This window comes from Candidatus Polarisedimenticolaceae bacterium, from assembly GCA_036275915.1.
GTDB lineage: Bacteria > Acidobacteriota > Polarisedimenticolia > Polarisedimenticolales > DASRJG01 > DASRJG01.
The window spans coordinates 67,415-93,510 of record DASUCV010000002.1; the positions used below are offsets into that span (position 1 = coordinate 67,415).

Consider the following 26,096-nt stretch of genomic DNA (forward strand, 5'->3'; position numbering starts at 1 on the left):
GGTGAAGCCGCCGCTCCCGATCGATCCGCACCTCGCGGAGATCCGGGAGCGTCTCGACACCGCGCGCGCCGTCGTCGTCGTCGCCCCTCCCGGCGCGGGGAAGACGACTCGTGTTCCCCCCGCGGTCGCGACGGAAGGGCCGGTGATCGTTCTCCAGCCGCGGCGTCTCGCGGCGCGCTCGCTCGCCGCCCGCATCGCCGTCGAGAACGGCTGGACGCTCGGCGAGGAGGTCGGCTGGCAGGTCCGCCTCGAGCGGCGGTTCACACCGCGGACGCGCATCCTGGTCGCGACCGAGGGGATCCTGACGGCGCGACTCCAGTCGGATCCCCTGCTCGGCGGCTTCCGCACGGTCGTCCTCGACGAGTTCCACGAGCGCTCGATCCACGCCGACCTCGCGCTCGCCCTGGCGCGGGAGGCGTGGCGCTCACGCCCCGACCTCCGGATCGCCGTCATGTCGGCGACGCTCGACCCGGGCCCGGTCGCGGCGTACCTCGACGACGCTCCGGTCGTCACGATCGACGTGCGCACGCATCCGGTCGACGTCGCCTACGAGCCGGGGACGGCGATGGAGACCGCGATCGCCGACGTCTGGCAACACGATCGCGGCCATGTCCTCGCCTTCCTTCCCGGGGCTCCCGAGATCCGCAGCGTCGCGGCTCGGCTGTCGGCGCGATCGCTTCACGCGGTCCCTCTCCACGGGCGCTTGAGCGCGGCCGAGCAGGATGCCGCGATCGCCGAAGGCGGCCCGAGGAGAATCGTCCTGGCGACGAACGTCGCGGAGACGTCGCTCACCGTTCCCGGCGTGACGACCGTCGTCGACTCGGGACTTCAGCGCCTTCCGCGCTTCGACCCGGCGCTCGGGATCGACCGGCTCGTCACCGAGAGGATCCCGCGCGACGCGGCCGATCAGCGTGCCGGCCGTGCGGGACGTACCGCCCCCGGTCGCGCCGTCCGTCTCTGGGATCCACGCGACGAGCGGCCGGGGCACCGCGAGCCCGAGATCGCGCGCATCGATCTCGCGGCGCCGCTCCTCGATCTCCTCGCCTGGGGCGGGGCGCCGGAAACCTTTCCGTGGTTCGAGCCGCCGCCGGCGGAGCGCGTGGCCTCGGCTCTCGATCTCCTGCGCCGGTTGGGCGCCGTCGAGAACGGACGCCTCACCCCGCTCGGACGGACCCTGAGCGCCTTTCCGCTCCCGCCGCGTCTTGCGCGCGTGCTCGTCGCCGCCGGCGGCTCACGCCTCGCCGCGGCGGGGTGCGCCGTGTTGAGCGAACGGTTCGAGCCGCAGGGTCCGCTCCCCGCCTCCGCGTCGGACGTCCTCGCCCGCGCCGACCGGCTGCGCGACGCGCCGCGCGAGGTCCTCGCGGTCGCACGCGAGATCGCCTCTCTCCACGAGCGGCTCGTCGGGCCGCCGGAGGCCGACGACGAGGAGCGTCTCCTGCGCGCGCTTCTCGACGGGTTCCCGGATCGCCTCGCGCGTCGCCGGTCGGCGGGCTCGCCGCGGCTCGTCCTCGCGAACGGGCACGGCGCCGTCCTCGACCGCGCGAGCGTCGTGCACGGCGGCGACTTCCTGCTCGCGATCGACGTGGAAGCCGCTTCGTCGCGGGGCGTCGCCGAGGCCCGCGTCCGGATGGCGAGCGTCGTGGAGGAGTCTTGGCTCCCTCCCGCAGAGGAGACCGTCGAGCATCGTCTCGAGAACGGGCGCGTGCGTGCCTATGCGATCGGCCGCCTCCTCACGGAGCGCGCCGTCGCACCGGACCCGGCGAAGGCGGAAGCGCTGCTCCGGGACGCTTTCGTCGCGCGCGGCATCACACCCGATCAAGCTGAAGCCGCAGCCCGGCTGCGATTCGCAGGGATCGAGCCGGATCTCGCCGCGGCGGCCGCGATCCAGTGTGCCGGAGCGTCGACGCTTGCCCCGCTCGATCTCCTCGGCACGCTCGGTGCCGCCGAGCGGCGCACGCTGGAGAAGCTCGCGCCCGCGACGATGGCGCTCCCGAGCGGCCGGACCGCGCGCCTGCACTATCGCGACGACGGATCGGTCGTCGCCTCGGTGAAGTTGCAGGAGCTCTTCGGGCTCGCCGCGTCGCCACGCCTCGGTGCGCGCGGTGAGCCGGTCGTTCTCGAGCTCCTGGCGCCGAACGGACGCCCCGTGCAGACGACACGGGATCTCAGGAGCTTCTGGGACACGACCTATCCTGCCGTGCGCCGCGAGTTGCGCGGCCGTTATCCTCGTCATCCCTGGCCCGAGGACCCATGGACCGCGCCGCCCACGCATCGCGTCAAGCCGCGTTGATCGCCGTCCTGGCGCTTGCCGGCTGCGTCCCGCCGCCGACGCGCATCCCCATGGCCTCAATCTCTGTCGCGGCTCCCGTTCCCACGCGCACGCTCGTCGTCTTCCTCCCCGGTCGCGGCAGCGATGCCGAGACCTTCGTGAAGCACGGCTTCGCCGATCCGCGCGTCGATGTCGTGTTCGCCGACGCCACCGAGGGTTACTACTTCGACGGCACGGTCGTCGCTCGCCTCCACGACGACGTCATCGCGAAGGCAGGCGCACACGGCGACGACCGCGTCTGGCTCGTCGGCGTCTCGCTCGGAGGGCTCGGCGCGATCCTCTATGCGAGGGAGCATCCCGGCGACGTCGCGGGCATCGTTCTGCTCGCCCCTTACCTGGGCGACGACACGCTCCGGCGCGAGATCGAGTCCGCGGGCGGACTTCGATCGTGGAACGGAGACGACGCGCGCGGCGGATTGGACGGGGCGATCCGCGGCGCGTGGGGGTGGCTGCGCGACACACGCACGCCGATCTGGCTCGGCTACGGAAGGAGCGACCGGCTACGCCGCTCGCACGCGCTTCTCGCCGCGGCGCTGCCGGCCGAACGCGTGGCGACGGTCGACGGCGGCCATGTCTGGGCGGCCTGGAAGGCGCTGTGGGCGCAGTTGCTCGCTAAGGGCGCGGCGGACTGAAGCTCAGGACGTACTGGTAGGGAAGATCGTCCTTGCGCTCGGCGAGCGCCCAGCCGGCCTTCGAGAACTCCTGGATGACCTGCTCGGGCGCCAGCTTGTGCGCATCGGGAGGGCCCACCGGGAAGTCGCCCTTCTTGAAATCGACGACGGCGACGCGACCGCCGGGCGCGATCCCCTTCGCGAGCGTCTTCAAGTACGTGAGACGGTCGTCGATGTGATGCCACGTGTCGACGATCATCACGAGCGACACGCCGGAGGGGGGAAGCTTCGGGTCGCTCGGGGCGGCGAGGACCGCCGTGATCTGCGGGAGCGACTCGCGCGCCGCGCGCTCCTTCAAGTAGTCGACGAGCTTCGGCTCGACGTCGATCGCGAGCACCCGCCCCGACTCGCCGACCGCCTTCGCGAGCCGCACGCTGAAGTAGCCGGTTCCCGCGCCGAGGTCGGCGACCGTCATGCCCGCGCGGACGTGGAGCGCGTCCAGGATCGCGTCGGGCTTCTGCCAGGCGTCGCGGCTCGGGTCGTCGAAGACCGAGACCCAGTGGTCCACGTCGCCGAAGCCGTGATGGACGGTGGCGTCGTGGCCGGTACCGCCGGCAAGAAGGCCGATGAGCGCGAGTGTCGCGAACACGGCTGCTATCGTACCGCGCATGATCGGCATCCGGCGGGAAGACAAGAATCGATGGGAACGCCGTGTCCCGCTGACGCCCGACCACGTCGCCGAGCTGGTCCGCACCGGCGTCCCGGTGGTCGTCGAGCCGTCGCCGATCCGCGCGTTTCCCGACGACGCTTTCCGCCGCGCCGGTGCGGCGGTCGCTTCCGATCTCACGGGGTGCCCGCTCGTGGTCGGCGTCAAGGAGATCCCGGCGGAGAAGCTCCACCCCGGGACGGCCTACGCGTTCTTCGCGCACGTCGTGAAGGGCCAGCCGTGGAACATGCCGATGCTCCGGCGCCTCATGGAGCTGGAATGCACGCTCGTCGACTACGAGCGCATCCTCGACGATCGCGGCCGGCGCCTCGTCTTCTTCGGCCGCCACGCGGGGTTCGCCGGAATGCTCGACACGCTGTGGGCCCTCGGTCAGCGCCTCGCGTTTGAGGGGATCGACTCGCCGTTCGCCGCGCTCACGATGGCCCACCGCTACGCCGATCTCGAGGATGCGCACGTCGCGCTCGGCCGTGTCGCCGCCTCGATCCGCCGGGACGGCGTCCCTCCCGCGCTCCACCCGCTCGTCGTCGGTTTCACGGGCTCGGGCAACACCTCGAAAGGCGCGCAAGAGATCTTCGACCAGCTTCCGTACGAGGAGATCCTCGTCGAGGACCTCGAGGGGCAAATGCGAGGCGGCGAGCTGCCGCACAACCTCGTCTACAAGGTGGTCTTCTCTCGCGCCGACCGGTTCGACGGTGTCGTGGCGCGCCACCTCGGCCATCTGACCGCCCTCGTCAACGGCGTCTACTGGGAGCCCGGCCACCCGCGCGTCGTCACGCTCGACGATCTTCGCCGTCTCTTCCTCGACGGCGCGGTCTCGAGGCTTCGCGTCATCGGGGACATCTCGTGCGATCTGGCGGGCTCGATCGAGGCGACGGTGCGGGCGACGACGCCGGGAGATCCGGTTTACGTCTACGACGTCGCGGCGGATGAGCCGGTGCGCGGGATCGCCGGGCGGGGCCCCGTGATCCTCGCCGTCGACAACCTGCCGTGCGAGCTCCCGGTCGACGCCTCGGCGCACTTCGGCGACGCGCTCCTCCGCTTCGTGCCGCCGATGGCCCGCTGCGATTGGACGCGCCCGTTCGGCGCTCTCGAGCTCCCCGCGGAGATCGCGCGCGCCGTCGTCGTCCACCGCGGGCACCTCACCCCCGATTACGCCTACCTCGAGCGGAGCGTCGTCGCGTGAAGCGTGTCGTGGTGCTCGGCGCGGGGCTCGTCTCCGGGCCGCTCGTCGAGTATTTCCTCGACGCGGGCGACGTGGCGCTCACCGTTGCCGATCGCGAGATCGAGCACGCTGCGGCCGCGATCGCCGGACATCCACGGGGAAAGGCCATCGCGCTCGCCGGAGACGATGGGCCCGCGCTCGCACGCCTCCTCGCCGCGTGCGATCTCGTCGTGAGCCTCCTCCCCGCCCCGCTCCACGCGGCGGTCGCGAAGGTCGCGATCGAGGCGCGCGTGCCGATGGTGACGACCTCCTACGTCTCGCCCGAGATGCGCGCGCTCGACTCCGCGGCGCGTGACGCCGGCGTGATCGTCCTCAACGAAGCCGGCCTCGATCCCGGGATCGATCACATGTCCGCCATGCGCGCGATCGAGCGGCTGACCGCCGAGGGACGACCGCCCACCTCGTTCCGGAGCTGCTGCGGCGGCCTCCCGGCGCCCGACGCGAACGACAACCCGTGGGGGTACAAGTTCTCGTGGAGCCCCCGCGGCGTGCTCGCGGCCGGGAGGAGCGCGGCGCGCTACCTCGACGACCGCCGTGTCGTCGAGATCCCGGGGGAAGAGCTCTTCCGCTCCGTGGCGCCCTACGACGTGCCGGGACTCGGCCGCTTCGAGGTCTACCCGAACCGCGACGCGCTCGCGTACGTCGCGACGTACGGGCTCGACGGGATCGCGACGATGTTCCGGGGCACGCTGCGCTGGCCCGGGTGGTGCGCCACGCTGGACGTCGTCGCGCGGCTCGGCCTGCTGGACGTCTCCCCGCGTGAGTGGCGCCGGGGAACGACCTACGCCGAGTTCATGGAAGCCTTCCCGGCGCCCCCGGCCGAGGCCGCCCACCGCTTGGCGTGGGCGGGGCTCTTCGCCGACGATCCGATCGGCGTCACGCAGGCGGCGCCGATCGACGTGCTGTGTGCCCGCCTGGAAGAGCGGATGCGCTACCGCCCGGGCGAGCGCGACATGATCGTCCTGCGGCACGAGCTCGGATCGGGCGGCCGGACCTTCGTGTCGAGCCTCGTCGCCTACGGCGGCCCGGCCGCCTCGGCGATGGCGCGCACGGTGGCGCTGCCCGCGGCGCTCGCCGCCCGGCTCATTCTCGACAGGCGGGTCGCGCTGACCGGCGTCCGGATCCCGGTCCACCGCGAGATCTATGAGCCGGTCCTGAACGGCCTGCAAGGGATGGGGATCGTGTTCGAGGAGACCTGGTCTACGCCATAATCCGCCCGATGCGGATTCTGGGGGCCGATCTCCGCGATCTGGGGACCGCGGGGGGCGAAGCGACCGTCGCCCTGTGGGACGAGCCGTCGGCGACCGTTCACGCGCCCGACCTTCCGTCCGTCGCGCGCGAGGTCGCCCGTCTCGCCGCGGGCGAGCCGTTCGTCCTCGCCGTCGACGTTCCGGTTGCCGGGGCCTCCGCCGAGGGGAAGGCGAGGCGCGTCGACGGCTGGGTGCAGCGGCGCCTGGGCGTGAGGCTCCCGGCTCGAGCCGGCGAGGGAGCGAACGGCACCCAGCTCCTCGCGGCGCTCGCGACCGCCGGGCATCCGTGCCTCCCCTACCCCGATCGCGACCGCCGGCAGGCCGGCCTCGCGGAGATCCATCCCGAGCTCGTGTTGAAATCGCTCGTCTGGGAGCGCTCGATCGCGGCGTCGGCGCGCGAGCTGCCGCAACGCGAGGCGATCCTGCGAGCGCTCGAGATTCCTGCCTACCGCGGCGCGCGCGTCGCGCGTGCGAGCGACGACGAGCGCTTCGCGGCACTCGACCTCGCGATCACGATCGCGGTGGCCGCGGGCGTCGATCCTCGCGCCGCACGCGAGGAGCTCACCCGCGGCGCCGTCGCGCGCGCGGCATCGATCTTCGATGCGACCCTTCTCGTGCACGCGGCCGAGCGCTACTTGGACGAGCCCGAGCGCACGGCGTTCGTCGGGGCGCGCGAGACCGGGTACACGATCCTCCCCGCGGACGCATTCCTCCGCCGCGTCGCCCTCAAGGAGACTCCGCGCACGCCCGAACGCTCGCGGCTCTTCCCGCGCGCGAGCCTGGAAGAGCGCCTTGCCGACCACGCGACGGTCAGGCCCCTCGAGCTCCTCGACATGGGCGGCCGCGCGCAGCGTGTCGAGGCGGTCTTCGACGAGGTGCCGCGCTACGAGTTCGACAACCTCGACGAGATGCTCTGGTGGAAGCATTGCCGGCACCTCGCGGGTCCCGATCTGCCGGTGGACGGGCTCGACGAGATGGTCGTACGCCTCGAGTCCGACGACGCCCCACTTCGGCTCGTCCGGTCGCGTCACAAGACGTTGTCGTTCCGCTTCGAGCCTCCGCAGAGCTGGCGCGCGCGGATTTCGCCGCGCGACGGCAAGACGTATGCGTTCCGGGTGCTGCGGGCGGTCTTTGAAGCCGGAAGGATCTAAAGGCTCTGGAGGACAAAGCAGAATGTCCCCATTGACTACTCGTATCTCAGCGCATCGATCGGATCGAGCGCGGCGGCGCGCACCGCGGGGTAGATGCCCGAGGCGAGCCCGACGGTGACCGAGACGCCGGTCGAGAGGACGATCGACCAGAGCGTGACGACGGTCGGCCAGCTCGCGTAGGCCGCGACCCCCTTCGCGATGACGAGGCCGGCGGCGATGCCGAGGAGGCCGCCGACCGCCGAGATCGAGAACGACTCGATGATGAACTGATTGCGGATGTCGAGCCGGCGCGCGCCGACGGCCCGCCGCACGCCGATCTCCCGCGTCCGCTCGAGCACCGTGGCGAGCATGATGTTCATGATCCCGATCCCGCCGACGAGGAGCGAGATCCCCGCGATGCAGCCCATCACGATGTTGAAGAGACGCTGCGTGCGTCGGCTCTGCTCGAGCAGCGTCTCGGGCACGACGAGATCGAAGTCCCCCGCACCTCCGTGGATCCGGTCGACGAGCTCGCTCACGACCGCGGCGGCGGCGCGCGGCTCGGCGTCGGGCGAGAGGCGGACGATCAGCTCGTCGAGCGGCGCCTTGAGCGGCGGCCGGTCGAACTTGCGGCTCGCGGTCGTGACGGGAACGTAGATCTCGTGCGCTGTCGAGCCGAGGGAGACACCTTCGAAGCTCGACGAGCCGCCGCTGTCCCGGAGCACGCCCACGACGGTGAGCCACACGTCGTTGACCTTGAGGTCGCTTCCGAGCGCCGGCCCGTAGCCGAAGAGATCGCGGCGCACGCCGCTGCCGATGACGCAGACCTGCGCGTGATCGCGCTCGTCGAGCGCGTCCAGGAACCGCCCTTCCGCGAGGTCGAGCCGCGCGAGGTCGCGCTGGCGGTACGAGACGCCCGTCACCCTCGCCTTCGTCTTCGAGCCGGAGGCGAGGACCTTGTACGGGTCGATGACGACGCGCGCCGCCACGAGCTCGACCCCCGGGACGGCGTCCTTGATCGCCTGCGCGTCGCGCCACGAGAGGCCCTGCGATTTCTTCCTGATCTCCTCGAGCTCGTCGTCCTTCATCTCCTTGGAGCGGAGGATGACGTTGCGGAGGCCGAGGCGCTCGATGAGCTCGAGCGCCGAGCGCTCGGCGCCCGCGCCGATCGACAGCATCGCGATGACGGCGCCGACGCCGAAGATCATCCCGAGCATCGTGAGGGCCGAGCGAAGCTTGTGCGCGGTGAGATTGGCGAGCGCGCTGCCGAACGACTCGCCGAACGTCACGAGCCGCCGCCGATCGCCGTCGGGGAGCCGCCCGACGTCACGGGAGCCTCCTCTCGCGCGCCCGACTCCGGGTCGCGGAGCGCCACTTCGTCACCTTCGTCGAGCCCTTGGGCGACGACGACCCGGCCGACGGCGGCGGGACCGAGCGTCACGGGAACGGCGGCGAAGCTTCCGTGCCGCCGCCGGTAGACGATCGGCTTCCCGTCCTTCTCGAAGACGGCGTTGCGAGGGACGCTGATCGCGGCGTCGTTACGATCGAGCGCGAGGACCGCGCGCACCCGCTGCCCCGGCTTCATGAGCGACGGATCGGTCGACGCGAGCGAGAGCGTGGTCCCGAAGTACTGGACCGGGATCCAGCCGGTGCGCCGCTTCGCGAGCGTGTCGACCTTCTTGATCGACGCCGCGAACTCCTTCTCGGGGTGCGCCTCGACGACGACCGTCGCCGGAAGGCCGGGGCTCAAGCCGCCGGCGTCCGCTTCGAGCACGTAGACCTGTGCCTGGAGGGTCGTCAGCTCCGGGATCTCCGCCACCGGCTGGCCGGGCCAGAGCGTATCGCCGACCTTCGCGACCTCGCCGCGCCAGTTGCGCTTGTAGACGAGGATGCCGTCGTGCGGCGCCTTGATCTCGAGCGCGTCCAGTCCCTTCTTGGCGCGGTCGATCGCGAGCCCCGCCTTCCGCCGCTCGATGTCGAGGAGCGCCAGGTCGACCTGAGCGACCCCCTGGCGAATCGTGCGCACGTCGTCCGACGTCTCGATCCGCTGCTGCGCGAGCGTGCGGTCGATCTCGGAACGGATGATCTCCTGGCGCGAGAAGACGTCGGGATCGTCGACCTTGTAATGGTCGGCGGCCTCGAGCTCCTTCCGCGCGAGGTCGGCGTCGCGCTCGAGATTCTTGATCGTCCCGCCGGTATCGGCCTTCGTCCCGCTGATGCGGCTGTCCGCGGAGGCTTGGTCGGACTCGCCGTCCCGGAGCGAGCGCTCCATCTCGGTCGGGTCGAAGCGGACGAGGACGTCGTCCCTCTTGACGCGCGAGCCGTCCGGGACGAGCCAGGCGACCTTGAGCTGGCCCTGCGCCTCCATCGGGGCCGTGACCGGCGTCGCCTGCGCGGCTTCGAGGTTCCCCTCGGCGACGACGCGCCGCTCGAACGGCGCGCGCTTCACGGTGAGCGTCGGCACGCCGGCGTCGGCGCGGAAGCGGCCGGCCCACGGCACGACGACCGCGACCGCGGCGACCGTCAGAATCGTCGCGCCGACGACGCGGGACCGCTTCACGACGCCGCCCGCGCGGCTGCGTCCAGATCGCGCTTCGCGACGCGGTCGCCCTTCGCGAGCCCCGACGTCACCTCGACCGAGGTCTCGTTCCGCGCCCCGATCTTGATCGAGCGGCGCTCGTAGCCCATCGCCGTCTTCCGGAAGACCACCGGACCGTCGGGGGTCGGGAAAACCGCATCGGCGGGGACCAGGAGCGCCTTGGCGACGCGCCCCGTCTCGATCGTTCCGCGGAAGCGCATCCCGGGGCGCATCTTGCGAGGATCGGTCGCATCCAGTGTGACGACGAGCTTCACGATCTTCACCGGGTTGCGCCACGACTGCTGCTGCACGGTGCTCCAGATCGAGCCGATCGTCCCCGTGAACCAGTCGTCGGGATGAGCGTCGAGCCGGAGGCGGACCTTCTGGCCGGCGGCGATCTTGCCGGCATCGGATTCGTCCACCTCGCCGAGCGCTTTCATCGCCGAGAGATCGGGCAGCTCCATGATCCTCTCGCCGCGCCACGACGAGTCGCCGACCTTCTTCTTCTCGTCGCGCCAATTGGAGGCGTAGACAACCGTCGCCGCCCGCGTCGCCTTGACCGTCATCGCGTCGATCGCCGATTGGATCTCGTGGACGCGCGCGTCGGCACCGGCCTTCTCGGAGCGCAGGGCGGCGAGCGCGACATCGGTCGCCTTCTGCTCCGCGGCGAGCTTCTCCTTCAAGAAGGAGACCTCGCGCTCGGCGTCGGCCAGGGCCAGTCGCGACTCGCGGAGCTGCTGGCTCTTGACGAGCTCCTCGGGAACGTCGAGCTCGAGCTTCGCCTTGCGGGCGCGCGATTCGGCCTCGGCGAGACGCAGCTCGTCGTTCCGCCGCGCGATCTCGGCGTCCTTCTCCTCCTTTTCGATGCGCTTCCCCGCCGACTCGCTCCCGGCCTGCTTCTCTTGCAGCTTGCGCGTGAGATCGCTCGTGTCGAAGCCCAGGACCGGCTCGCCGGCCTTCACGTCTTTCCCCTCGGGCGCCATCATCGAGATCTTGAAGTCGAAGACGTCGGGAACCTGCGGCGGCCCGACGGGATCGCTGTGAACGGCTGCGAGGCTGCCGGTGACCTCGACCGTGAGGACGAGATCGCCCTGGTCGACGCTCCCCCAGACGCGATCGGGAAGGGTCGTCCGGCCGAAGACCGCCGCCGCGCCGAGCACGGCGACGGCGGCACCCGCCAGGACGAGCGTGCGGCGCCTCATGCCGCCGGCCTCAGGCGCGCCCCTTCGGTGAGACCGGAGAGCACGATGCACGCCTCGCGGTTGCACGCCCCGAGCGTGACGTCGACCTCGCCGCCGGCGTCGAGCCGCGCCCGGGGTGTCGGGCCCGCGAAGTCGAGACCTTCGCGCGGGGCCAGGAGCACGGCTTCCCGCGGTGGGGGACGGACGTCGACCTTGACCGACATGCCGGGACGCATGCGGACCGAGTCTCCCTGTTCGAGGTCCACGGTGACGTTGTACGCACGGCGGAGCGAGCGGCCGATCTCTTCCTGAGCGACCGGCGTGATCTCGGCGATCCTTCCCGCGAACGTCCGGTCGGGGTAGGCGTCGAGGGTGCAGACGACCGGGAGCTGGGGCGCGATCCGTCCGTCGTCGACGTCCGAGAGCTTCGCACGCACCTGCATCTGGTCGAGGTCGGGAAGGCTGACGATCGGCATGCCGACCCACACCGAGTCGCCGACCTGGAGCTTCCGTCCCTGCCACGGGTGCTCGGCGACGACGAGGATTCCGTCGCGTGGGGCCTTGAGGACCATGCCGTCCATCGCCGCCGTCGCCGCCTCGAGCTCGCGGCGGGCCTTGCCCTGCGCGATGCGCTTCTGGTGGACCGTCTCGGCGGAGGAGACCTTCTTGGCCTCGAGATCTTCCTTGGCCTTCTCGAGATCGGTCTTGGCCCGCTCGAGCGCCATCTGGTTCTCCTGCCAGTCCTTCCCGCGCAAGAATTCCTCGGGAATTTCCGCCGCGATCCGTGCCTTCTCCGCCGCGATCGCCTTCTGCGCGACCTGGAACTCGGCATCGGCGAGCGCGCCGTCCTGATCGGCCTGGGCGCGCTCGAGGTCGGCGTCCGCCTGGTCGTATGCGAGCCGCTTCTCGCCGAGGTCGGCCGCGAACGCCGCGGTGTCGAACTCGACGACGCGCTGACCCGCCTTGACGATCGTGCCTTCGTCCTCCATCCAGCGGATCGTCGTCTCCCACGAGGGAATGCGCGGAACGACGAGCTGATCGGCGCGGACGGCGTCGAGCGCGCCGGTGAGGAGGAAGCGGTCCTCGAAGCGCCCGCGTACGACCCGGAGGTCGCCCGGCGCCGCGCGGCGCGCGGCGGACGAGGGATCGGCGTGGCCTGCCGAGCATCCGGCCGCGAGGGACCCGGCGATCGCCGCGGTCAGCCAGAACCGCTTCATCCCGTGGATCTCCAGCGCGCGTGTTGCGATGCACGAGTATCCCGAATGCGGGACCGGGCGTCAAACGGGAGGCCCCCGGAAACGAGACCGGAGGGGAACCCTTTCCCGGGGTCGGACGTATTACGGGCAGGCCTCAGGGCCTTCACAGGGGAAAGGGAGTCGTCATGGGCAAGATCGTGAAGATCCTCATCGGGTTGGCCCTCCTTGCTTTCGTGGTCGTCGGGGCTTACGCCTGGCTCCAGAGCAAGGACGGCGCGGATGACGGGATCAAGAAGGTCGAGGTGACGACCGGCTCGATCACCGACAAAGCGGTCGCGGTCGGCAAGATCGAGCCGCGGCTCAAGTACCACGTCAAGTCCAAGATCTCGGGGATCGTCAAGACGGTCCACGTCCAGGTCGGCGACGCGATCCATGCCGGCGACCCTCTCTTCGACATCGTTCCCGATCCGACTCCCGCCGAGCGCGTCGAGGCCGAGCGGCGTCTCGAGATGGCGCAGTCCGCCTTCGACCAGGCCGAGCGCGAGATGAACCGCGCGGAACAGCTCTCGCTCTCCGGGATCCTCTCGAAGGGCGACCACGACATCAAGCAACAGGTGTTCGAGCAGGCAAGGATCCAACTCGCGCAGGCGAAGGACAACCTCGAGCTGCTCCAGAAGGGCCGCATCCAGGGCGGCGGCGTCGGCATGGAGTCGGTCGTCCGCGCGCCGGCGGCAGGCGTGCTCCTGGAGCGCCTGGCGAATCCGGGCGATCCGGTCGTGCCGCTCACCTCCTACCAGGCCGGCACCGACCTCGCGACGATCGCCGAGATGAAAGACCTCATCTTCAAGGGTACCGTCGACGAGATCGACGTGGGCAAGTTGCAAGTCGGCCTCCCGACGCGCCTCCGCATCGGCGCGCTCCCCGACAAGACGGTCACCGGCAAGCTCACCCGCATCGCGCCGCAGGCGACGGAGAAGGACAACGCGAAGCTCTTCGAGGTCGAGATCGAGCTCGACCCCGGCCAGGAGGCGGTCCTCCGCGCCGGCTACTCGGCGAACGCGGACGTCGTCATCAAGGAGAAGAAGGACATCCTCCTCATCCCCGAGCGCGTCATCACGTTCGAGGACGGCGGCAAGAAGGCGTTCGTCGAGATCCCCGGCGGCTCGCCGAAGGCGCCCGCGAAGAAGGTCGAGATCGCGACCGGCCTGTCCGACGGCTTGAACTGCGAGGTCACCTCGGGCCTCAAGAAGGGAGATCTCGTCCTCCAGCGGCCTCCCAAGCCCAAGAGCGACTTCTAGCCGTGGCGTTCTGGCTCCAGCTCCGCCAGCTCCTCCGCGATCTCCGGTCGCAGAAGATGCGCACCTTCATGACGACCTTCGGGATCGTGTGGGGCACGGCGGCGGTGAGCATGCTGCTCGCGTTCGGCCAGGGGCTGCACAAGCAGATGTACAAGGCGTCGGCCGGCCTCGGCGAGAACATCTGCATCGCGTGGCCCTCGCGGACCTCCCTGACGTTCGAGGGGCTTGGGAAGGGACGCCAGATTCAGCTCGACGAAGACGACATGGAGCTGATCCGCCTGAAGGCGGACAACCTCGACGCGCTGTCGAGCGAATACGAGAGCTCGTTCAAGCTGATCTACGAAAAGAAGGCGATGGCGGTCGACGTCCACGGCGTCACCCCCGTGTTCGCGTCGATGCGGACGATCGTGCCGAAGGACGGCGGGCGCTGGATCAATCGGCCCGACTGGGACGGCCGGCGGCGCGTCGCGTTCCTCGGGAACGATCTCGCCGAGACGGTCTTCGGCCCGACCGACCCGGTCGGGAAAACGATCCGCCTGAACGGCTCGCCGTTCCTCGTCATCGGCGTGATGGTCAAGAAGCCCCAGGACTCGAGCTACAGCGGGCGCGACAAGGACAACGTCTTCATCCCCGGCACGACGATGCGGGCGCTCACGGGCGCCAAGTACGTCGACGAGTTCCTCTTCAAGGCGAAGAAGGCGAATCAGACCGAAGCGCTGAAGGCCCAGGTCCTCGAGATCGCCGCCGGAAAGCACCGGTTCGACCCGAAGGACAAAGAGGCGATCGGGATCTGGGATACGACCGACAATTTCAAGTTTCTCGACACGTTCGGAATTGCGTTCAGCAGCTTCCTCGGGATCGTCGGCTCGCTCACGCTCGTCGTCGGCGGGATCGGCGTGTCGAACATCATGAACGTCGTCGTCGAGGAGCGGACACGCGAGATCGGCATCAAGATGGCGCTCGGCGCTCGGCCGGGATCGATCCTGCTCCAGTTCCTGCTCGAGACCCTCCTCATCACCGGGATCGGGGGCGCGATCGGGCTCGGCATCACGTTCGGCATCTGCGCTGCGTTTCCCGCCCTCGGGTTCACGGACTACGTCGGCGATCCGGTCGTCTCACCGTTCATCGCCGCGATCACGGCGGGCCTGCTCGGGACGATCGGTCTCCTCGCCGGCTACTTCCCGGCTCGCGACGCGGCGCGGCTCGACCCCGTCGTCGCGATGAAGCTCTAGGAGGAGACCGGCATGCGCGGCGCGTCGGTCATCTTCAATCTCTTCCTCGCGTCCTCGCGGCTCCAGCGCAAGCGCGCCGTTCTGACGATTGCGTCGATCGCGTGGGGGTCGGTGGCGCTCCTCCTGCTGCTCGCGTTCGGGCAGGGGCTGAAGAACCAGATCTCCACCGCCAACCGCGGGATGGGAACCAGCATCGCGGTGATCTGGCCCTCCGAGACCACGAAGGCGTGGCAAGGGCTTCCTCCCGGGCGCTCGATCCGCTTCCTTCCCGAGGACGTCGCGCTCATCAAGGAGCGCGTGCCGCTCCTGAACGGCGCGATCGGCGAATTCGTCACCTGGAGCGCCAACTTCACCTACGGGAAGAAGACGGTCAACGCGCAGCTCGTCGGGACCGACGTCGCCTACGGCGATCTCAGGAACCACGTGCCGAAGCCGGGCGGCCGGTTCATCAACGACGACGACGTCGAGCTCAGGCGCCGGGTCGTCTTCCTCGGCGACGAGCTCGCCCACGACATCTTCGGCGACTCGGATCCGGTCGGGAAGGAGCTCCTCATCAACACGGTGCCGTATACGGTGATCGGCGTGCTCGAGAAGCGCCTCCAGATGGGGACGTACGGCGGTCCGGACAAGAACCACGCGGTGATCCCGACCACGGCGTTCCAGGCGCAGATCGGCAAGAAGTACCTGTCGAACATGGTCGTGCGCGCCTCCGATCCGAAGATGATGAAGACCGCCCTCGCCGATCTCCGCAAGACGATGGCGGCGAAGTACACCTTCGATCCCGACGACGACCGGGCGATCCGCAACTGGGACACGGTCGAGGGCCAGAAGGTCATGGGGAACATCCTCCTCGGCATCCAGATGTTCCTCGGGATCATCGGGGGCCTGACGCTCATGATCGGCGGCGTCGGCGTCGCGAACATCATGTACGCGACCATCAAGGAGAGGACGCGCGAGATCGGCGTGAAGATGGCGCTCGGCGCGCGCGCCTCGTGGATCACGGGGCCGCTGCTCCTCGAGGGATTCGCCTACACGGTCGTCGGAGGCCTGCTCGGCCTCCTCGTCGCGACGTCGATCATCATCGCGCTCGGCTTCGTGCCGATGAACAACGAGGCGCTCCAGTTCCTCGGCAAGCCGACGCTCTCCCCCGCCGTCGGGGTGATCTCTGCGGCGATCCTCGGGACGATCGGCCTCGTCGCCGCCTACTTCCCCGCGCGCCGCGCCGCGAGAATCGATCCCGCGCAGACCCTGCGCTACGAGTGAGGACGCGATGAACCTGAGCCTGGTCCGCCCCGACTCCTCCCTCTCGCCGGCCGCGACGCCCGCCGCCGACGTCATCGCGATGGCCGGGATCCGCAAGGTCTACGACACCGGCAAGGTGCGCGTCGAGGCGCTCAAGGGCGTCGATCTCCGCATCGGCACGGGCGAGTTCGTCGCGATCGTCGGCCCGTCCGGCTCCGGGAAGTCGACCCTCATGAACCTCGTCGGCTGCCTCGACACGCCGAGCGGCGGGACCTACCTGCTCCGCGGCAAAGAGGTCGCCGGGCTCGACAAGAACGAGCTCGCCAGGATCCGCAACGAGCGGGTCGGGTTCGTCTTCCAGAACTTCAACCTGCTTCCGCAGATCACCGCCTTCGAGAACGTCGAGATGCCGCTCATGTTCGGCGGCGTCGCGCGCAAGGAGCGGAAGGAGCGCGTCCGCGCGCTCCTGGACAAGGTCGGCCTCTCCGAGCGCATGGAGCATCGCCCCACCGAGCTTTCGGGCGGGCAGATGCAGCGCGTCGCCGTCGCGCGCGCCCTCGCGATGAACCCGGACATCGTGCTCGCCGACGAGCCGACGGGGAACCTCGATACCTCCTCGGGCGGCGACGTCATGTCGCTCTTCGAGGAGCTGTGGCATCAGGGCCGGACCCTCATCGTGATCACCCACGACCAGGCGCTCGCGCGCCGAGCGGGCCGCGTCGTCGAGATCCGGGACGGCGCAATCGTTCGCGACACCGCCGCCTAGCCGTTAGACTGCCGGTGTGCGACGGAGCCTCGCCCCTGTCCTGATCGCGGCTCTCCTCTCCCCGGCCGCCCTCGCCGGGACGGCCAATCAGGTCCGGAAGGATGCCTTCCGGCTCCTGAACGAGGGGGTGGCCGCCTACAACCGCGGCGCCTTCCGTGACGCGATCCCTCCGCTCCAGCAGGCCGCGACGATGAGCCTGAACTCTTTCCGCGCCCACTATTTCCTCGGCTTGGCGCTCGCGGGCGACCGGCGTTACTCCGAAGCGGTCGAGAGCTACCGGGTCGCGCTCGATCTCGACCCGAGCCATCTCCAGGCCAACGTCTCCATGGCCGACGCCTGGCTCGCCCAGGGCGACGCCGACGAGGGAAGCCCCTACTACGCCCGCGCCTTGAAGCTCCGTGCCGAGTACGCGCCGGCGCTCGACGGCCAAGGACGCGTGGCGCAGGCGCAGGCCGACGACGACAAGGCGATCGCGATGTTCACGCGTGCGATCGCGAGCGACAAGGGGTACGCGCAGGCGTACATGGACCTCGGCGACCTCTACCTCCGCCAGAACCGTCTCGACGACGCCGTGAAGCTCCTCATCGAGGCGGTGTCCGTGCGGCCGGACTACACCCCCGCGCTCAACCGGCTCGCGACCGCCTACGGGATGCTCGGCTTCACGAACGAGGCGGTCGCGACGATCAGGAAGGCGATCGACCTCGAGCCGAAGAATCCGGAGCATCACGCGACGCTCGGCGAGGTCCTCCTGCGCATGGGGGTCACAACCGGCGCCGAGGCCGCCTTCAGGGAGGCGATCGCGATCGACCCGGCGCAGCCGAGGGCGTGGGCGGGTCTCGCCGAGCTCGCGCGCCGTCGCGGCGACTATCCGGGAGCCATCGGAGACCTCGACACGGCGCTCGCCGACTCCCGCCTCGACCACCGGACAAAGAACGACCTCACCGCCAAACGCGCGGCGATCGTCGCGGAGTCCGAGAAGGCGGGTGCGCTCGAGGCGAAAGTCGCCTCACCGGAGGCGACGTGGGCCGACAAGCTCGCGCTCGCCGAGGTCGAGGCGGGGCGCGAGCACTGGGACCGCGCCGCCGATCTCATGATCGCGGCCGAGGCGCCGGACGCGCCGAGCGAGCGGCGCGCCTACTACCTCTTCCGCGCCGGCCGCTTCAAGGACGCCCACGCCGCCTACGCGCGGCTCGCCCAGGCCGCACCGAGCGCCGATCTCGAGGTGAACGCGGGCGCCGCGCTCGCCCGCCTCGGCGACGACGCCCACGCCAAGGAAGCCTACGATCGCGCGCTAGCGATCGACCCGGCGAACGCGCAAGCTCAGATGTACCGCGCGAATGCGCTCCTCCGCCTCGGGGACACCGCGGCCGCCACCGCCGCCTATCAGGCGTTCCTCGCCGCGCATCCGACGGGCGATGGGTCCGAACAGGTCAAGCGCGTTCTCGAGCAGCTGGGCAAGCGATGAAGAGGATCCTCGCCGCTTTGCTCCTGATCGCCTCCGCCGCGTTTGCGCAGGACGCGGCGCAGCGCAAAGGGTTCTCGATCCACATCACCTCGCCGCCGGAGAACGACTTCGTCGTCGGCAAGACGAAGATCCACGCCGAAGTCAAGGCCGACGATCCCGGGGACATCGACCGCGTCGAGTTCCTCGTCAAGGACAAGGTCATCTTCGTCGACCGCGAGCCGCCGTACGAGTGCGTCTACGACTTCGGTGAGGAGAGCAAGGCCTGGGTCATCCGCGCCGTCGCCTACCACCGCGAAGGGTTCTCGGTCTCGGACGTCGTCGTGACCCGCAAGATCATGGTCGAGTCGTTCGAGGAGGTGAACCGCGTCATCCTCTGGGTCACGGTCACCGACAAGTCGGACCGCCTCGTCGGCGAGCTGGACAAGTCGAGCTTCAAGGTCTTCGAAGACGGCACGCAGCAGACGATCCAGGAGTTCACCCTCGAGGACCGGCCGATCACGATGGCGATCGTCCTCGACAGCTCCGGGTCGATGCGCGATTCGATGCCGGAGGTCCACGAGGCGGCGGCGCAGTTCGTCGGAACGCTGCGCGCGCAGGACCGCGCGCTCGTCATCGATTTCGACGACAAGGTCTTCCTGCTCCAGGACCTGACGTCCGACCAGGTCGCGCTCAAGGAGTCGGTGACGTCGACCGAAGCGCTCGGCTCGACCGCGCTCTACGACGCGATCCACGCGGCGTTCCGCAAGCTCGCCGGCATCGAAGGACGGAAGGCGATCGTCCTCTTGACCGACGGCGACGACACCTCGAGCCAGTTCGGCTACGCGCGTGTCCTCGAGGAGGCGAAGGCGCAAAACGTCCTGATTTACGCGATCGGCCTCGGCGACGCGAAGAAGAGCGTCCTCAAGGAATTCTCCGACATGACCGGCGGGCGTCCGTTCTTCGTCGGCAAGGCGAAGGATCTCAACGAGGTCTACCAGAAAATCGCCGAGGAGCTGCGGCGCCAGTACTACATCTCGTACTCGACGAACAACAAGACCTGGGACGGCCGCTTCATCAAGGTCGAGGTCAAGGCGACGAATCCGGATTGGTCGGTGCGCGCGCGGCGCGGTTACTTCGCCGTGAAGGGGTCGCCGCCGCCGGGAACGCTGCTCGAGCCGGGCAAGAAAAAGAAGTAGCTAGTTCTTCGGCGGTACCGCTTCTTCCGGAACGATCAGATCCTCCGCAGGAGGTTGATAGTTCGCCGGTTGCTGTGCGAGCGCCGCTTCCAGCACGACGTCCCCCGACAGATCGAGGTCCGCGCGCAGCGGGAGCAGTCCCGCGCCCTGAAGCTCGATGCGCCATCGTCCGGCCTTGAGCCCGGGGAAGACGAAGCCGCCGCTCGCGTCGGTGAGCGCGAGCTTCGGGTCGTCTTCGGCGTCGGGGCGGACGAGGCGCGCGTGGACCTCGGCGATCGGCGCGCCGCCGGAGATGCGCACGTGGCCTGCCAGGCCGGCGTCGCCGTCGGCGGCGTCGGCCGGGGCGATCGAGGCGGCGCCCGGAGCGAGAACGACCTCGACGACGGCGCGGAATGGAGCGCGCACGATGATGCCGGTCTTCACCTGGGTGACGTAGCCCTCGCGACGCACCTCGGCGCGGTAAGTGCCGTCGGGCACGCCGTCGAATCCGAAGGCGCCGGTGGCGCCGGTCGTCGCGGCGTAGAGCGGCGACGAGGCTTTCTCGGGCCGCATGAGCACGACGGCGCCGACCGAGGGGAAGTGGCGGCCGTACGAGATGGCCCCGCGGATCTGGCCCGCCGGGTGCGCCGGGGTGGTCGGGGTCGCCGGTGTGGCCGGAGCGACCGCATCGGCTGCCCCGCCCGCTACGAGCCACGACCAGATGAAAAGGATGCTCAGCGTTCTGGGAACCGCGGAACCGGCGCTCATGCGCCGATTATGCGGGTCCGCGTCTAGAACCTCCAGCCGAGTCCCAACTGATAGACCAGCGGGTCGTAGGGATAGGTCGCCCCGTTGACGTCCTTGAAGTCGGCATCGGTGTGCGTGTAGCGCACCGATCCGGTGAGGATCAGGCCCTTCTTGGTGAGCCCGATGTCGAGGCCGAGGAGCCCCCCGTAACCGAAGGCGTCATTGAAAACGTTCCCGAAGAAGGTGTAGGCGAGGTAGGGGCCGAGGTAGAGATCGACCCGTGCGCGCGAGAAGACGTGGAAATTGATCCCGACGCTTCCCGTGTACGTCTTGGTCGACTCGACCGTCTCGATGCCCGTGACCGGGAAGGCGTGGAACTTGGGCTTCGCGTAGAGCCCTTCGACGTCGATCCCGAGCCACGGCATGATCCGGCCTTCCCAGTCGATGAAGAAGCCCGTGGCGTTGTCCGCCGTGATGTGGGCCTGGTCGACCTGGTTCTGGTGGATCGTCGTGTCACCGTTCGGGACGACCCAGGCGGCGCCGATGCGGAGGGCGTTGTTCGCCTTCTCGTGATGCTCCGCGGTGTTGTCCGTCGTGGTCGTCGTATCGTCGTCCGCGAGCGCGAGGGGGACCGTCAGGACGAGTCCCCCCGCGACGAGCAGCGTGGGCATGATGGAGTGACGCATCGTGCTGAGCTCCTTTGACCATCCGTGGATTCGTTCCGCAAGCAGATTAAGTGCGGCCGTCAACACTCGCATCTGCAGTAACCTTGTCGCTTGGGCGGTTAGCTCAGCCGGTAGAGCGCCTGCTTTACACGCAGGAAGTCGTCGGTTCGAGTCCGGCACCGCCCACCAGCGGGGGCGGCGATTTGATTCGGCGGAGGCCTCTGCTATGATCCACGGGTTTTTCCAGGCACGGAGCCGTAGTGCAGTTGGTTAGCACACCGGACTGTCACTCCGGAGGTCGCGGGTTCGAGCCCCGTCGGCTCCGCCACACCTTCTGACGCTCACCCTTCGGGCGTCGCTTTCCCTTTCGCGTAGTGGCGCCGCGCCTTCGCGCGGTTGCCGCAGATCTTCATGTCGCACCAGCGGCGCGACCCGTTCTTGCTCCGGTCGAGGAAGAGCCATGCGCAGGTCGTTGAGTTGCATTCGCGGACCCGAACCTTGGCTTCGGAAGTCAGGAGGTCAAGCGCGCCTCGGACCACCGGCGCGATGACTGCGGCGGCGAGGTCGTTCTCGTCGCTCGCGAACCGCACGGTAAAGGTTTCCCCGTCCCGCACGATTCGCGGCGACGCGAAGGCCGACGGGAGGGCCTCGTCGAGGGTCGAGAGCGCTTCCACGGGTATCGCCTTCTCGCGAGCGATCGCCGAAAAGATCGAGAAGATCGCTTCACGGACCGCGGCCGCCCTGCGAAGCGCCGTCACGGCCGCGCGTGGCTGCTCGCTCGCCCGCTTGCGATGGCTCGCGCCTTCATGCGCGGTCATCAATCGCGCCGCCTCGGCCCACGAGACGAGACGGCCGTAGCGGTCGAGGTTGTCCCGGGTCTCGCCCACGGCCTTCCGCCTGCTCACGGTGTTGGCGAAGTCGAGGGCGACGTTGTCGCCGTCCAGATGGAACGCGTAGCCGTCGGCCTTCGTGTCGGCAGGATCGACCACAGTGTGTCCCTCGGCGCTCATATAACCCCAATATACCTCTTGACAGGTTAGATCGGCCACGGTAGATTCATAACCGTCAAACACACATTAGACGGTTAAACACCGAAGGAGACGTCATGAGCCGTTCGATCACGACCGCCACCCTTCTCATTGCCACCCTGCCGCTCCTGGCCGGACGCGCTTATGCCGCCCCCGCGCCGAAACGCGAGGAGATCAAGCTCGACCGCACCGCGACGGTCGGTGCTGCCATCGTGCCGCCGGGGACCTACCGGGTCGAGATCGCGTCGGATCTGACGACGGCGACCCTTTTCCAGGGCAAGCGGCCGGTGGCGACCGCGCCGGTCCACGTGGGTCTCGGCGAGGTCATCTACCCCGGCAACGCCCTTCACTTCCGCCCCGAGGCCGGAGGCGCCGACCGGCTCGTGAAGATCGTTTTCGGCGATTCGCGCGTTTCGCTCGACTTCAATCCGGCCGTCCCCGAAAAGGCCGACGCCGGCATCGCCGGTCCGGTGGCCACGCACTGAGTGCGAACGGCCGGCCGACGGCCGGCCGTTCGCGTTTTTGCTCCCTCTCGGTAAGAATCACTGTACGTTCACATGTCTCGTGAGCGGAGGGAGCATTCGGATGTTTCAACCGAAGGTCGCGGCGTGCGCGCTCGGCGCCGTGCTGGCCGCCGGCATCGCTGCCGCGCAGTCGAGCGAGCCGCCGAAGCCGATCTCGTCGAACGCGGCCGACAGCCCGGTGCGCACGGTCAGCGGTCAGGTCGTCGCGCGTACGGACGCTTCCCTGCCCCCGGCGCTCGGCCCCGACCCGGCTCGCGTCGTGGTGGTCGTCTTCAGCGATTTCCAGTGCCCCGTGTGCAAGCGGTCCGCGGACGCGACGCAGCAGATCGCCGAAGAGTTCCCGGGCGACGTGCGCGTCGAGTTCTGGCAGCACGCGCTCACGACGCACACGATGGCGATGCCCGCGGCGATCGCCTCGCTCGCGGCGCAGCGCCAGGGCCAGTTCTGGGCGTATCACGATCTGCTCTTCCGGAATCAAAACGCGCTCGATCAGGCGAGCCTCGAGCGCTACGCGGAGCAGGCGGGCCTCGACGTGTCGCGCTTCCGCGAGGACTGCGCCGACCCGGCGCTGCGCGAGCGCGTGACCGCCGAGAGCGCCGTCGCCGAGAAGCTCGGCGCGGTCGGAACGCCGGCGCTCATGATCAACGGCAAGCTCCACGTCGGCTGGGGAAGCTGGCTCTCGTTCCGCGGCGACGTCGAGCGCGAGCTCGGCGAAGCGCGCCGCGTCGAGGGCGACGGCACGCCGTCGGCCGACGTCGCCCGTGAGCGCGCGAAGACGCTCATCACCGAGCCCGACAAGCTCGACCTGTACCTCGATCGCGTGCTCGCCGGCAAGCCGCTCGTCGCCAGCGCGGCCGCGCCGGCACCCGCGTCCGCCCCCGAAGCGGCGGCGCCTGAATCGTCGAAGAAGCACAAGAAGGACAAGAAGAAGAAATCCCACAAATCGGACGCGGACACCGACGCCTCGGCGGCCGCGGCCACGCCCTAGGTTCGTCATCCCCCGAGAGGACGTATGAAGACTCCCCCGTATCGTTGGATCGTCGCTTCCCTCTTCGCGGTCGCGCTCGGCGCGACCCTCGCGCTCACCGCCGACGCGCCCGCCGTGCAGCCCAAGCCGGCCGCGGCCGCGGCACCGGCGGCCGCCCCCGCGGCGGCGGCAGCGGCCGCCGCGCAGACGGGCCCGTTCCCGCCCGAGAAGATGGACAGCCTCGACTTCGGCGGCCTGAACGACGGCCAGAAGAAGTCGGCGACGGACATCCTGAACGACAACGGCTGCGATTGCGGCTGCGGGATGAAGGTCGCCGAGTGCCGCGTCAAGGACGCGAAGTGCGGGCGCAGCAAGGCGCTCGGCCAGCAGGTCATCGATCTCGTCAAACAGGGCAAGAGCAAGGACGAGATCGTCAAGAACGTGCTGACGCCTCCGACGAAGTTCGTCCAGTTCGACATGCCGCCCGGCGACGCGCCCGCGATCGGCCCCGCGAAGGCGCCGGTCACGGTCGTCCACTACTTCGACTACCAGTGCCCGTTCTGCCTCCGCGTCGTGCCGACGCTCGAGCAGATCGTCCAGACGTACCCGAAAGAGGTCCGCCTCGTCTACAAGATGCACCCCCTCTCGATGCATCCGAACGCGATGCCCGCCGCCGAGGCCGCCATGGCCGCCGCGGCGCAGGGCAAGTTCTTCGAGATGAACAAGAAGCTCTTCCAGAATCAGCAGCAGCTCAATCGCGACACGTTCATCCAGTATGCGAAGGAGATCGGCCTCGACGTCGACAAGTTCACCAAGGACATCGACGGCAAGGTCTACGAGGCCAAGATCACCGCGCAGGGGAACGAGGCCGACGGCATCGGCGCGAACGGCACGCCGGCGACGTTCATCAACGGCCGGTACGTCAACGGCGCGAAGCCGTTCGGCTCCTTCAAGGAAGTCATCGACGAGGAGATCGGCTGGGCGAAGAGCGGCAAGCGTCCCGACTTCAAGACCGGGAAGAACGTCGCGGAGACGCAGGTCAAGCAGCCGGGCTCGCAGGGCCCCGATCCCAACAAGGTCTACGACCTCGCGGCCGGCAACAGCCCGTCGCGTGGGCCCTCGAACGCGAAGGTCACCATCCTGCACTTCTTCGACTACCAGTGCCCGTTCTGCGTGCGCGTCGCGCCGACGATCGAGCAGCTCGCGAAGGATTACCCGAACGACGTCCGCGTCGTCTACAAGATGCATCCCCTTCCGATGCACCCGAACGCGATGATCGCGGCGGAGGCCGCGATGGCGGCCAACGCCCAGGGCAAGTTCCTCCCGATGGCGGAGAAGCTTTACGTCGACGCCGCCCAGCCCGGGCTCTCGCGCGACAAGGTCATCGAGATCGCGAAGGCGATCAACCTCGACGTCGACAAGTTCACGAAGGACCTCGATACCCACGCGTACCAGTCGATGATCGCCGCCGACACGAAGCAGGCGATGGACGTGGGCGCGACGGGAACGCCTTCGACCTTCGTCAACGGGCGGTTCCTGTCGGGCGCGCAGCCCATCGAGTCGTTCAAGAAGGTGATCGACGAGGAGATCGCGAAGGCGAAGAAGTAGCCTCGCCGATGCCGACGTTCTGCGAGCACCGCCGCGCTCACGGCGTGGCGTACTGCCCCGCCGACTGCGCCGCCCTCACGACCGGGGTCTTCGAGCGCCTGCGTCTCGGCCCGGGCGAGGTATTGCCGCCCGCCGAGCTCGGGGTCCTGGACGTCGCGATCCTCGACATGAACCACGGCTGGCCGAACGTCGGCCACGAGGGGGTCTTCTCCGCCTTCCAGGACGCGGCGTGCGCGATCGCGCCGGCGCTCGTTCAAGCTGGCCTGCGCGTCCGCGCGATCTCGTTCGACGTCCGCCGCTCGCTCCGCATGCCGGCCCCGGGCGACGACCGGTTCGAGATCTTCGTGGGGACCGGCGGCCCGGGACACCTCGACCCGCGCTTGAACGACGGCCGCGACACGAGGTCGCAGGGCGTCGCCGAGGACCCGGCGTGGGAGGCCCCGCTCTTCCGCCTCTTCGACGCGATCGTGTCCCGCCCCGACGCTGCGCTCCTCTCGGTCTGCCACACGTTCGGCCTGATGTGCCGCTGGCTCGGCGTCGCCGACGCCGTCGCGCGCGGCGATGAGAAGGGCGGGAAGAGCGAAGGGGTGCGCGAGAACCTGCTCACGGACGGCGCGCGCGCGCATCCGCTCTTCGCAGCCTTCGCCCGCCAGCTCCCGGCGGGAGGACGGCTCAAGGTGCTCGACAGCCGCCTCTACGATCTGATCCCGCGGCACGACGCCGGCCGCAGCGTCACCGTCGTCGGCACCGAGACGCTCGGCATCGGCGGGCCGCCCGGCGAGGCGATGACGATGATGGAGGTCGCGCGCGACGCGTCGTCGCGCATGCCACGCGTCTTCGGCGTCAACCATCACCCCGAGATCATCGACCGCGCGAACCTGATGGGGATGCTCCGGCGCAAGCTCGACCGCGGGGAGATCGACCGCGAGTGGTACGACCGCCGCGTCGGGGCGCTCGCCGTGCAGTTCCCCGACGAGAAGGACGACCCGCGCCTCCAGACGACGACCGATTTCACCTTCCTGGGCCCCCTCCGGTTCCACCTGACGAGGACCGCGCGGCGGCGCGCCGAGTCGCTCGGTCGGCCGTTTCCGGCTTCCGAAAACGACGTCGACCGCGAGCTCACGGCGGCGGGAACTTCCCCGGCCTGACCCGGTCTCATGGGGCGAGGCCGGATGA

23 protein-coding genes and 2 tRNA genes are annotated in these 26,096 nt (G+C 69.5%); 17 read left to right on the top strand and 8 right to left on the bottom strand.

Annotated elements, in window-relative coordinates; all coding sequences use genetic code 11:
• Position 1: 1 nt before the first annotated feature.
• Positions 2 to 2,290, top strand: a complete 2,289-nt coding sequence (locus VFV19_01030) for an ATP-dependent RNA helicase (GenBank protein HEX4822874.1) — start codon at positions 2 to 4, stop codon at positions 2,288 to 2,290.
• Positions 2,251 to 2,961 carry an alpha/beta fold hydrolase gene (locus VFV19_01035; protein HEX4822875.1) on the top strand — a complete coding sequence of 237 codons (711 nt, stop codon included), beginning with the start codon at positions 2,251 to 2,253 and terminating at the stop codon, positions 2,959 to 2,961. The genes VFV19_01030 and VFV19_01035 overlap by 40 nt, the downstream gene beginning before the upstream one ends.
• Here the strand turns inward: VFV19_01035 and VFV19_01040 are convergent.
• Positions 2,942 to 3,589, bottom strand: a complete 648-nt coding sequence (locus tag VFV19_01040; GenBank protein ID HEX4822876.1) for a methyltransferase domain-containing protein — start codon at positions 3,587 to 3,589, stop codon at positions 2,942 to 2,944. The genes VFV19_01035 and VFV19_01040 overlap by 20 nt on opposite strands.
• 19 nt (positions 3,590 to 3,608) lie before the next feature.
• On the opposite strand from VFV19_01040, the gene VFV19_01045 reads away from it, so the two are divergent.
• Genes VFV19_01045 through VFV19_01055 form a run of 3 tightly spaced genes read left to right on the top strand, consistent with a single transcriptional unit; the run spans position 3,609 to position 7,290 of the window.
• Positions 3,609 to 4,850: a hypothetical protein gene (locus VFV19_01045; GenBank protein ID HEX4822877.1), complete on the top strand. Its 1,242-nt coding sequence runs from the start codon at positions 3,609 to 3,611 to the stop codon at positions 4,848 to 4,850.
• A complete protein-coding gene (locus tag VFV19_01050) occupies positions 4,847 to 6,100 on the top strand; it encodes a saccharopine dehydrogenase C-terminal domain-containing protein (protein HEX4822878.1) in 1,254 nt (417 codons plus the stop codon). The genes VFV19_01045 and VFV19_01050 overlap by 4 nt, the downstream gene beginning before the upstream one ends.
• Positions 6,101 to 6,108: 8 nt before the next feature.
• Positions 6,109 to 7,290 carry a hypothetical protein gene (locus VFV19_01055; GenBank protein ID HEX4822879.1) on the top strand — a complete coding sequence of 394 codons (1,182 nt, stop codon included), beginning with the start codon at positions 6,109 to 6,111 and terminating at the stop codon, positions 7,288 to 7,290.
• 35 nt (positions 7,291 to 7,325) lie between these two features.
• On the opposite strand, the gene VFV19_01060 is transcribed toward VFV19_01055, so the two are convergent.
• Genes VFV19_01060 through VFV19_01075 form a run of 4 tightly spaced genes read right to left on the bottom strand, consistent with a single transcriptional unit; the run spans position 7,326 to position 12,245 of the window.
• Positions 7,326 to 8,558: an ABC transporter permease gene (locus VFV19_01060; protein HEX4822880.1), complete on the bottom strand. Its 1,233-nt coding sequence runs from the start codon at positions 8,556 to 8,558 to the stop codon at positions 7,326 to 7,328.
• Complete coding sequence (locus VFV19_01065) at positions 8,555 to 9,829, bottom strand: efflux RND transporter periplasmic adaptor subunit (GenBank protein ID HEX4822881.1); 1,275 nt, start codon at positions 9,827 to 9,829, stop codon at positions 8,555 to 8,557. Before VFV19_01065 ends, VFV19_01060 begins: the two co-directional genes overlap by 4 nt.
• Positions 9,826 to 11,049 (bottom strand): HlyD family efflux transporter periplasmic adaptor subunit, encoded by a 1,224-nt coding sequence (locus VFV19_01070; protein ID HEX4822882.1) that lies wholly within the window; start codon positions 11,047 to 11,049, stop codon positions 9,826 to 9,828. Before VFV19_01070 ends, VFV19_01065 begins: the two co-directional genes overlap by 4 nt.
• A complete protein-coding gene (locus VFV19_01075) occupies positions 11,046 to 12,245 on the bottom strand; it encodes an HlyD family efflux transporter periplasmic adaptor subunit (protein HEX4822883.1) in 1,200 nt (399 codons plus the stop codon). Before VFV19_01075 ends, VFV19_01070 begins: the two co-directional genes overlap by 4 nt.
• Positions 12,246 to 12,409: 164 nt before the next feature.
• On the opposite strand from VFV19_01075, the gene VFV19_01080 reads away from it, so the two are divergent.
• The 6 genes from VFV19_01080 to VFV19_01105 are packed head-to-tail and all read left to right on the top strand — an operon-like array spanning position 12,410 to position 19,402.
• Positions 12,410 to 13,522 carry an efflux RND transporter periplasmic adaptor subunit gene (locus VFV19_01080; GenBank protein ID HEX4822884.1) on the top strand — a complete coding sequence of 371 codons (1,113 nt, stop codon included), beginning with the start codon at positions 12,410 to 12,412 and terminating at the stop codon, positions 13,520 to 13,522.
• Positions 13,523 to 13,524: 2 nt separating this feature from the next.
• Positions 13,525 to 14,754 (top strand): ABC transporter permease, encoded by a 1,230-nt coding sequence (locus VFV19_01085; protein HEX4822885.1) that lies wholly within the window; start codon positions 13,525 to 13,527, stop codon positions 14,752 to 14,754.
• Between the two features lie 12 nt (positions 14,755 to 14,766).
• Entirely contained in the window at positions 14,767 to 16,017 is a 1,251-nt protein-coding gene (locus VFV19_01090) for an ABC transporter permease (GenBank protein ID HEX4822886.1), read from the top strand.
• Between the two features lie 7 nt (positions 16,018 to 16,024).
• A complete protein-coding gene (locus VFV19_01095) occupies positions 16,025 to 16,762 on the top strand; it encodes an ABC transporter ATP-binding protein (protein ID HEX4822887.1) in 738 nt (245 codons plus the stop codon).
• Between the two features lie 16 nt (positions 16,763 to 16,778).
• On the top strand, positions 16,779 to 18,227 hold the full coding sequence (locus tag VFV19_01100; GenBank protein HEX4822888.1) for a tetratricopeptide repeat protein: 1,449 nt from the start codon (positions 16,779 to 16,781) through the stop codon (positions 18,225 to 18,227).
• Positions 18,224 to 19,402 carry a VWA domain-containing protein gene (locus VFV19_01105; protein HEX4822889.1) on the top strand — a complete coding sequence of 393 codons (1,179 nt, stop codon included), beginning with the start codon at positions 18,224 to 18,226 and terminating at the stop codon, positions 19,400 to 19,402. The genes VFV19_01100 and VFV19_01105 overlap by 4 nt, the downstream gene beginning before the upstream one ends.
• On the opposite strand, the gene VFV19_01110 is transcribed toward VFV19_01105, so the two are convergent.
• Both VFV19_01110 and VFV19_01115 read right to left on the bottom strand, forming a co-directional pair.
• Complete coding sequence (locus VFV19_01110) at positions 19,403 to 20,149, bottom strand: carboxypeptidase-like regulatory domain-containing protein (GenBank protein ID HEX4822890.1); 747 nt, start codon at positions 20,147 to 20,149, stop codon at positions 19,403 to 19,405. It lies immediately after the preceding gene.
• A gap of 23 nt (positions 20,150 to 20,172) precedes the next feature.
• Positions 20,173 to 20,814, bottom strand: coding sequence for an outer membrane beta-barrel protein (locus VFV19_01115; protein ID HEX4822891.1), 642 nt, complete (start codon positions 20,812 to 20,814; stop codon positions 20,173 to 20,175).
• Positions 20,815 to 20,906: 92 nt separating this feature from the next.
• Between VFV19_01115 and VFV19_01120 the strand changes: the two genes are divergently transcribed.
• Together VFV19_01120 and VFV19_01125 are read left to right on the top strand one after the other, a co-directional pair.
• A tRNA-Val gene (locus tag VFV19_01120) sits at positions 20,907 to 20,982 on the top strand.
• A gap of 62 nt (positions 20,983 to 21,044) precedes the next feature.
• A tRNA-Asp gene (locus VFV19_01125) sits at positions 21,045 to 21,121 on the top strand.
• 13 nt (positions 21,122 to 21,134) lie between these two features.
• Here VFV19_01125 and VFV19_01130 read toward each other — a convergent pair.
• Complete coding sequence (locus VFV19_01130) at positions 21,135 to 21,803, bottom strand: ABATE domain-containing protein (protein HEX4822892.1); 669 nt, start codon at positions 21,801 to 21,803, stop codon at positions 21,135 to 21,137.
• Positions 21,804 to 21,898: 95 nt separating this feature from the next.
• On the opposite strand from VFV19_01130, the gene VFV19_01135 reads away from it, so the two are divergent.
• The 4 genes from VFV19_01135 (at position 21,899) to VFV19_01150 (ending at position 26,068) form a co-directional block, all read left to right on the top strand.
• Positions 21,899 to 22,306: a hypothetical protein gene (locus VFV19_01135; GenBank protein HEX4822893.1), complete on the top strand. Its 408-nt coding sequence runs from the start codon at positions 21,899 to 21,901 to the stop codon at positions 22,304 to 22,306.
• Between the two features lie 100 nt (positions 22,307 to 22,406).
• Positions 22,407 to 23,333, top strand: a complete 927-nt coding sequence (locus tag VFV19_01140) for a thioredoxin domain-containing protein (protein ID HEX4822894.1) — start codon at positions 22,407 to 22,409, stop codon at positions 23,331 to 23,333.
• 24 nt (positions 23,334 to 23,357) lie between these two features.
• Positions 23,358 to 24,920: a thioredoxin domain-containing protein gene (locus VFV19_01145; GenBank protein ID HEX4822895.1), complete on the top strand. Its 1,563-nt coding sequence runs from the start codon at positions 23,358 to 23,360 to the stop codon at positions 24,918 to 24,920.
• An 8-nt stretch (positions 24,921 to 24,928) separates the two neighbouring features.
• Positions 24,929 to 26,068 carry a hypothetical protein gene (locus VFV19_01150; GenBank protein HEX4822896.1) on the top strand — a complete coding sequence of 380 codons (1,140 nt, stop codon included), beginning with the start codon at positions 24,929 to 24,931 and terminating at the stop codon, positions 26,066 to 26,068.
• Positions 26,069 to 26,096 lie beyond the last annotated feature (28 nt).

Excerpts from the sequence above, each read along its gene's own strand:
- VFV19_01035 (HEX4822875.1), top strand. The coding sequence starts at position 2,251 with ATGGACCGCGCCGCCCACGCATCGCGTCAAGCCGCGTTGATCGCCGTC.
- VFV19_01045 (HEX4822877.1), top strand. The coding sequence starts at position 3,609 with ATGATCGGCATCCGGCGGGAAGACAAGAATCGATGGGAACGCCGTGTC.
- VFV19_01055 (HEX4822879.1), top strand. The coding sequence starts at position 6,109 with ATGCGGATTCTGGGGGCCGATCTCCGCGATCTGGGGACCGCGGGGGGC.
- VFV19_01070 (HEX4822882.1), bottom strand. The coding sequence starts at position 11,049 with ATGAGGCGCCGCACGCTCGTCCTGGCGGGTGCCGCCGTCGCCGTGCTC.
- VFV19_01075 (HEX4822883.1), bottom strand. The coding sequence starts at position 12,245 with ATGAAGCGGTTCTGGCTGACCGCGGCGATCGCCGGGTCCCTCGCGGCC.
- VFV19_01080 (HEX4822884.1), top strand. The coding sequence starts at position 12,410 with ATGGGCAAGATCGTGAAGATCCTCATCGGGTTGGCCCTCCTTGCTTTC.
- VFV19_01090 (HEX4822886.1), top strand. The coding sequence starts at position 14,767 with ATGCGCGGCGCGTCGGTCATCTTCAATCTCTTCCTCGCGTCCTCGCGG.
- VFV19_01095 (HEX4822887.1), top strand. The coding sequence starts at position 16,025 with ATGAACCTGAGCCTGGTCCGCCCCGACTCCTCCCTCTCGCCGGCCGCG.
- VFV19_01105 (HEX4822889.1), top strand. The coding sequence starts at position 18,224 with ATGAAGAGGATCCTCGCCGCTTTGCTCCTGATCGCCTCCGCCGCGTTT.
- VFV19_01110 (HEX4822890.1), bottom strand. The coding sequence starts at position 20,149 with ATGAGCGCCGGTTCCGCGGTTCCCAGAACGCTGAGCATCCTTTTCATC.
- VFV19_01115 (HEX4822891.1), bottom strand. The coding sequence starts at position 20,814 with ATGCGTCACTCCATCATGCCCACGCTGCTCGTCGCGGGGGGACTCGTC.
- VFV19_01130 (HEX4822892.1), bottom strand. The coding sequence starts at position 21,803 with ATGAGCGCCGAGGGACACACTGTGGTCGATCCTGCCGACACGAAGGCC.
- VFV19_01135 (HEX4822893.1), top strand. The coding sequence starts at position 21,899 with ATGAGCCGTTCGATCACGACCGCCACCCTTCTCATTGCCACCCTGCCG.
- VFV19_01140 (HEX4822894.1), top strand. The coding sequence starts at position 22,407 with ATGTTTCAACCGAAGGTCGCGGCGTGCGCGCTCGGCGCCGTGCTGGCC.
- VFV19_01145 (HEX4822895.1), top strand. The coding sequence starts at position 23,358 with ATGAAGACTCCCCCGTATCGTTGGATCGTCGCTTCCCTCTTCGCGGTC.
- VFV19_01150 (HEX4822896.1), top strand. The coding sequence starts at position 24,929 with ATGCCGACGTTCTGCGAGCACCGCCGCGCTCACGGCGTGGCGTACTGC.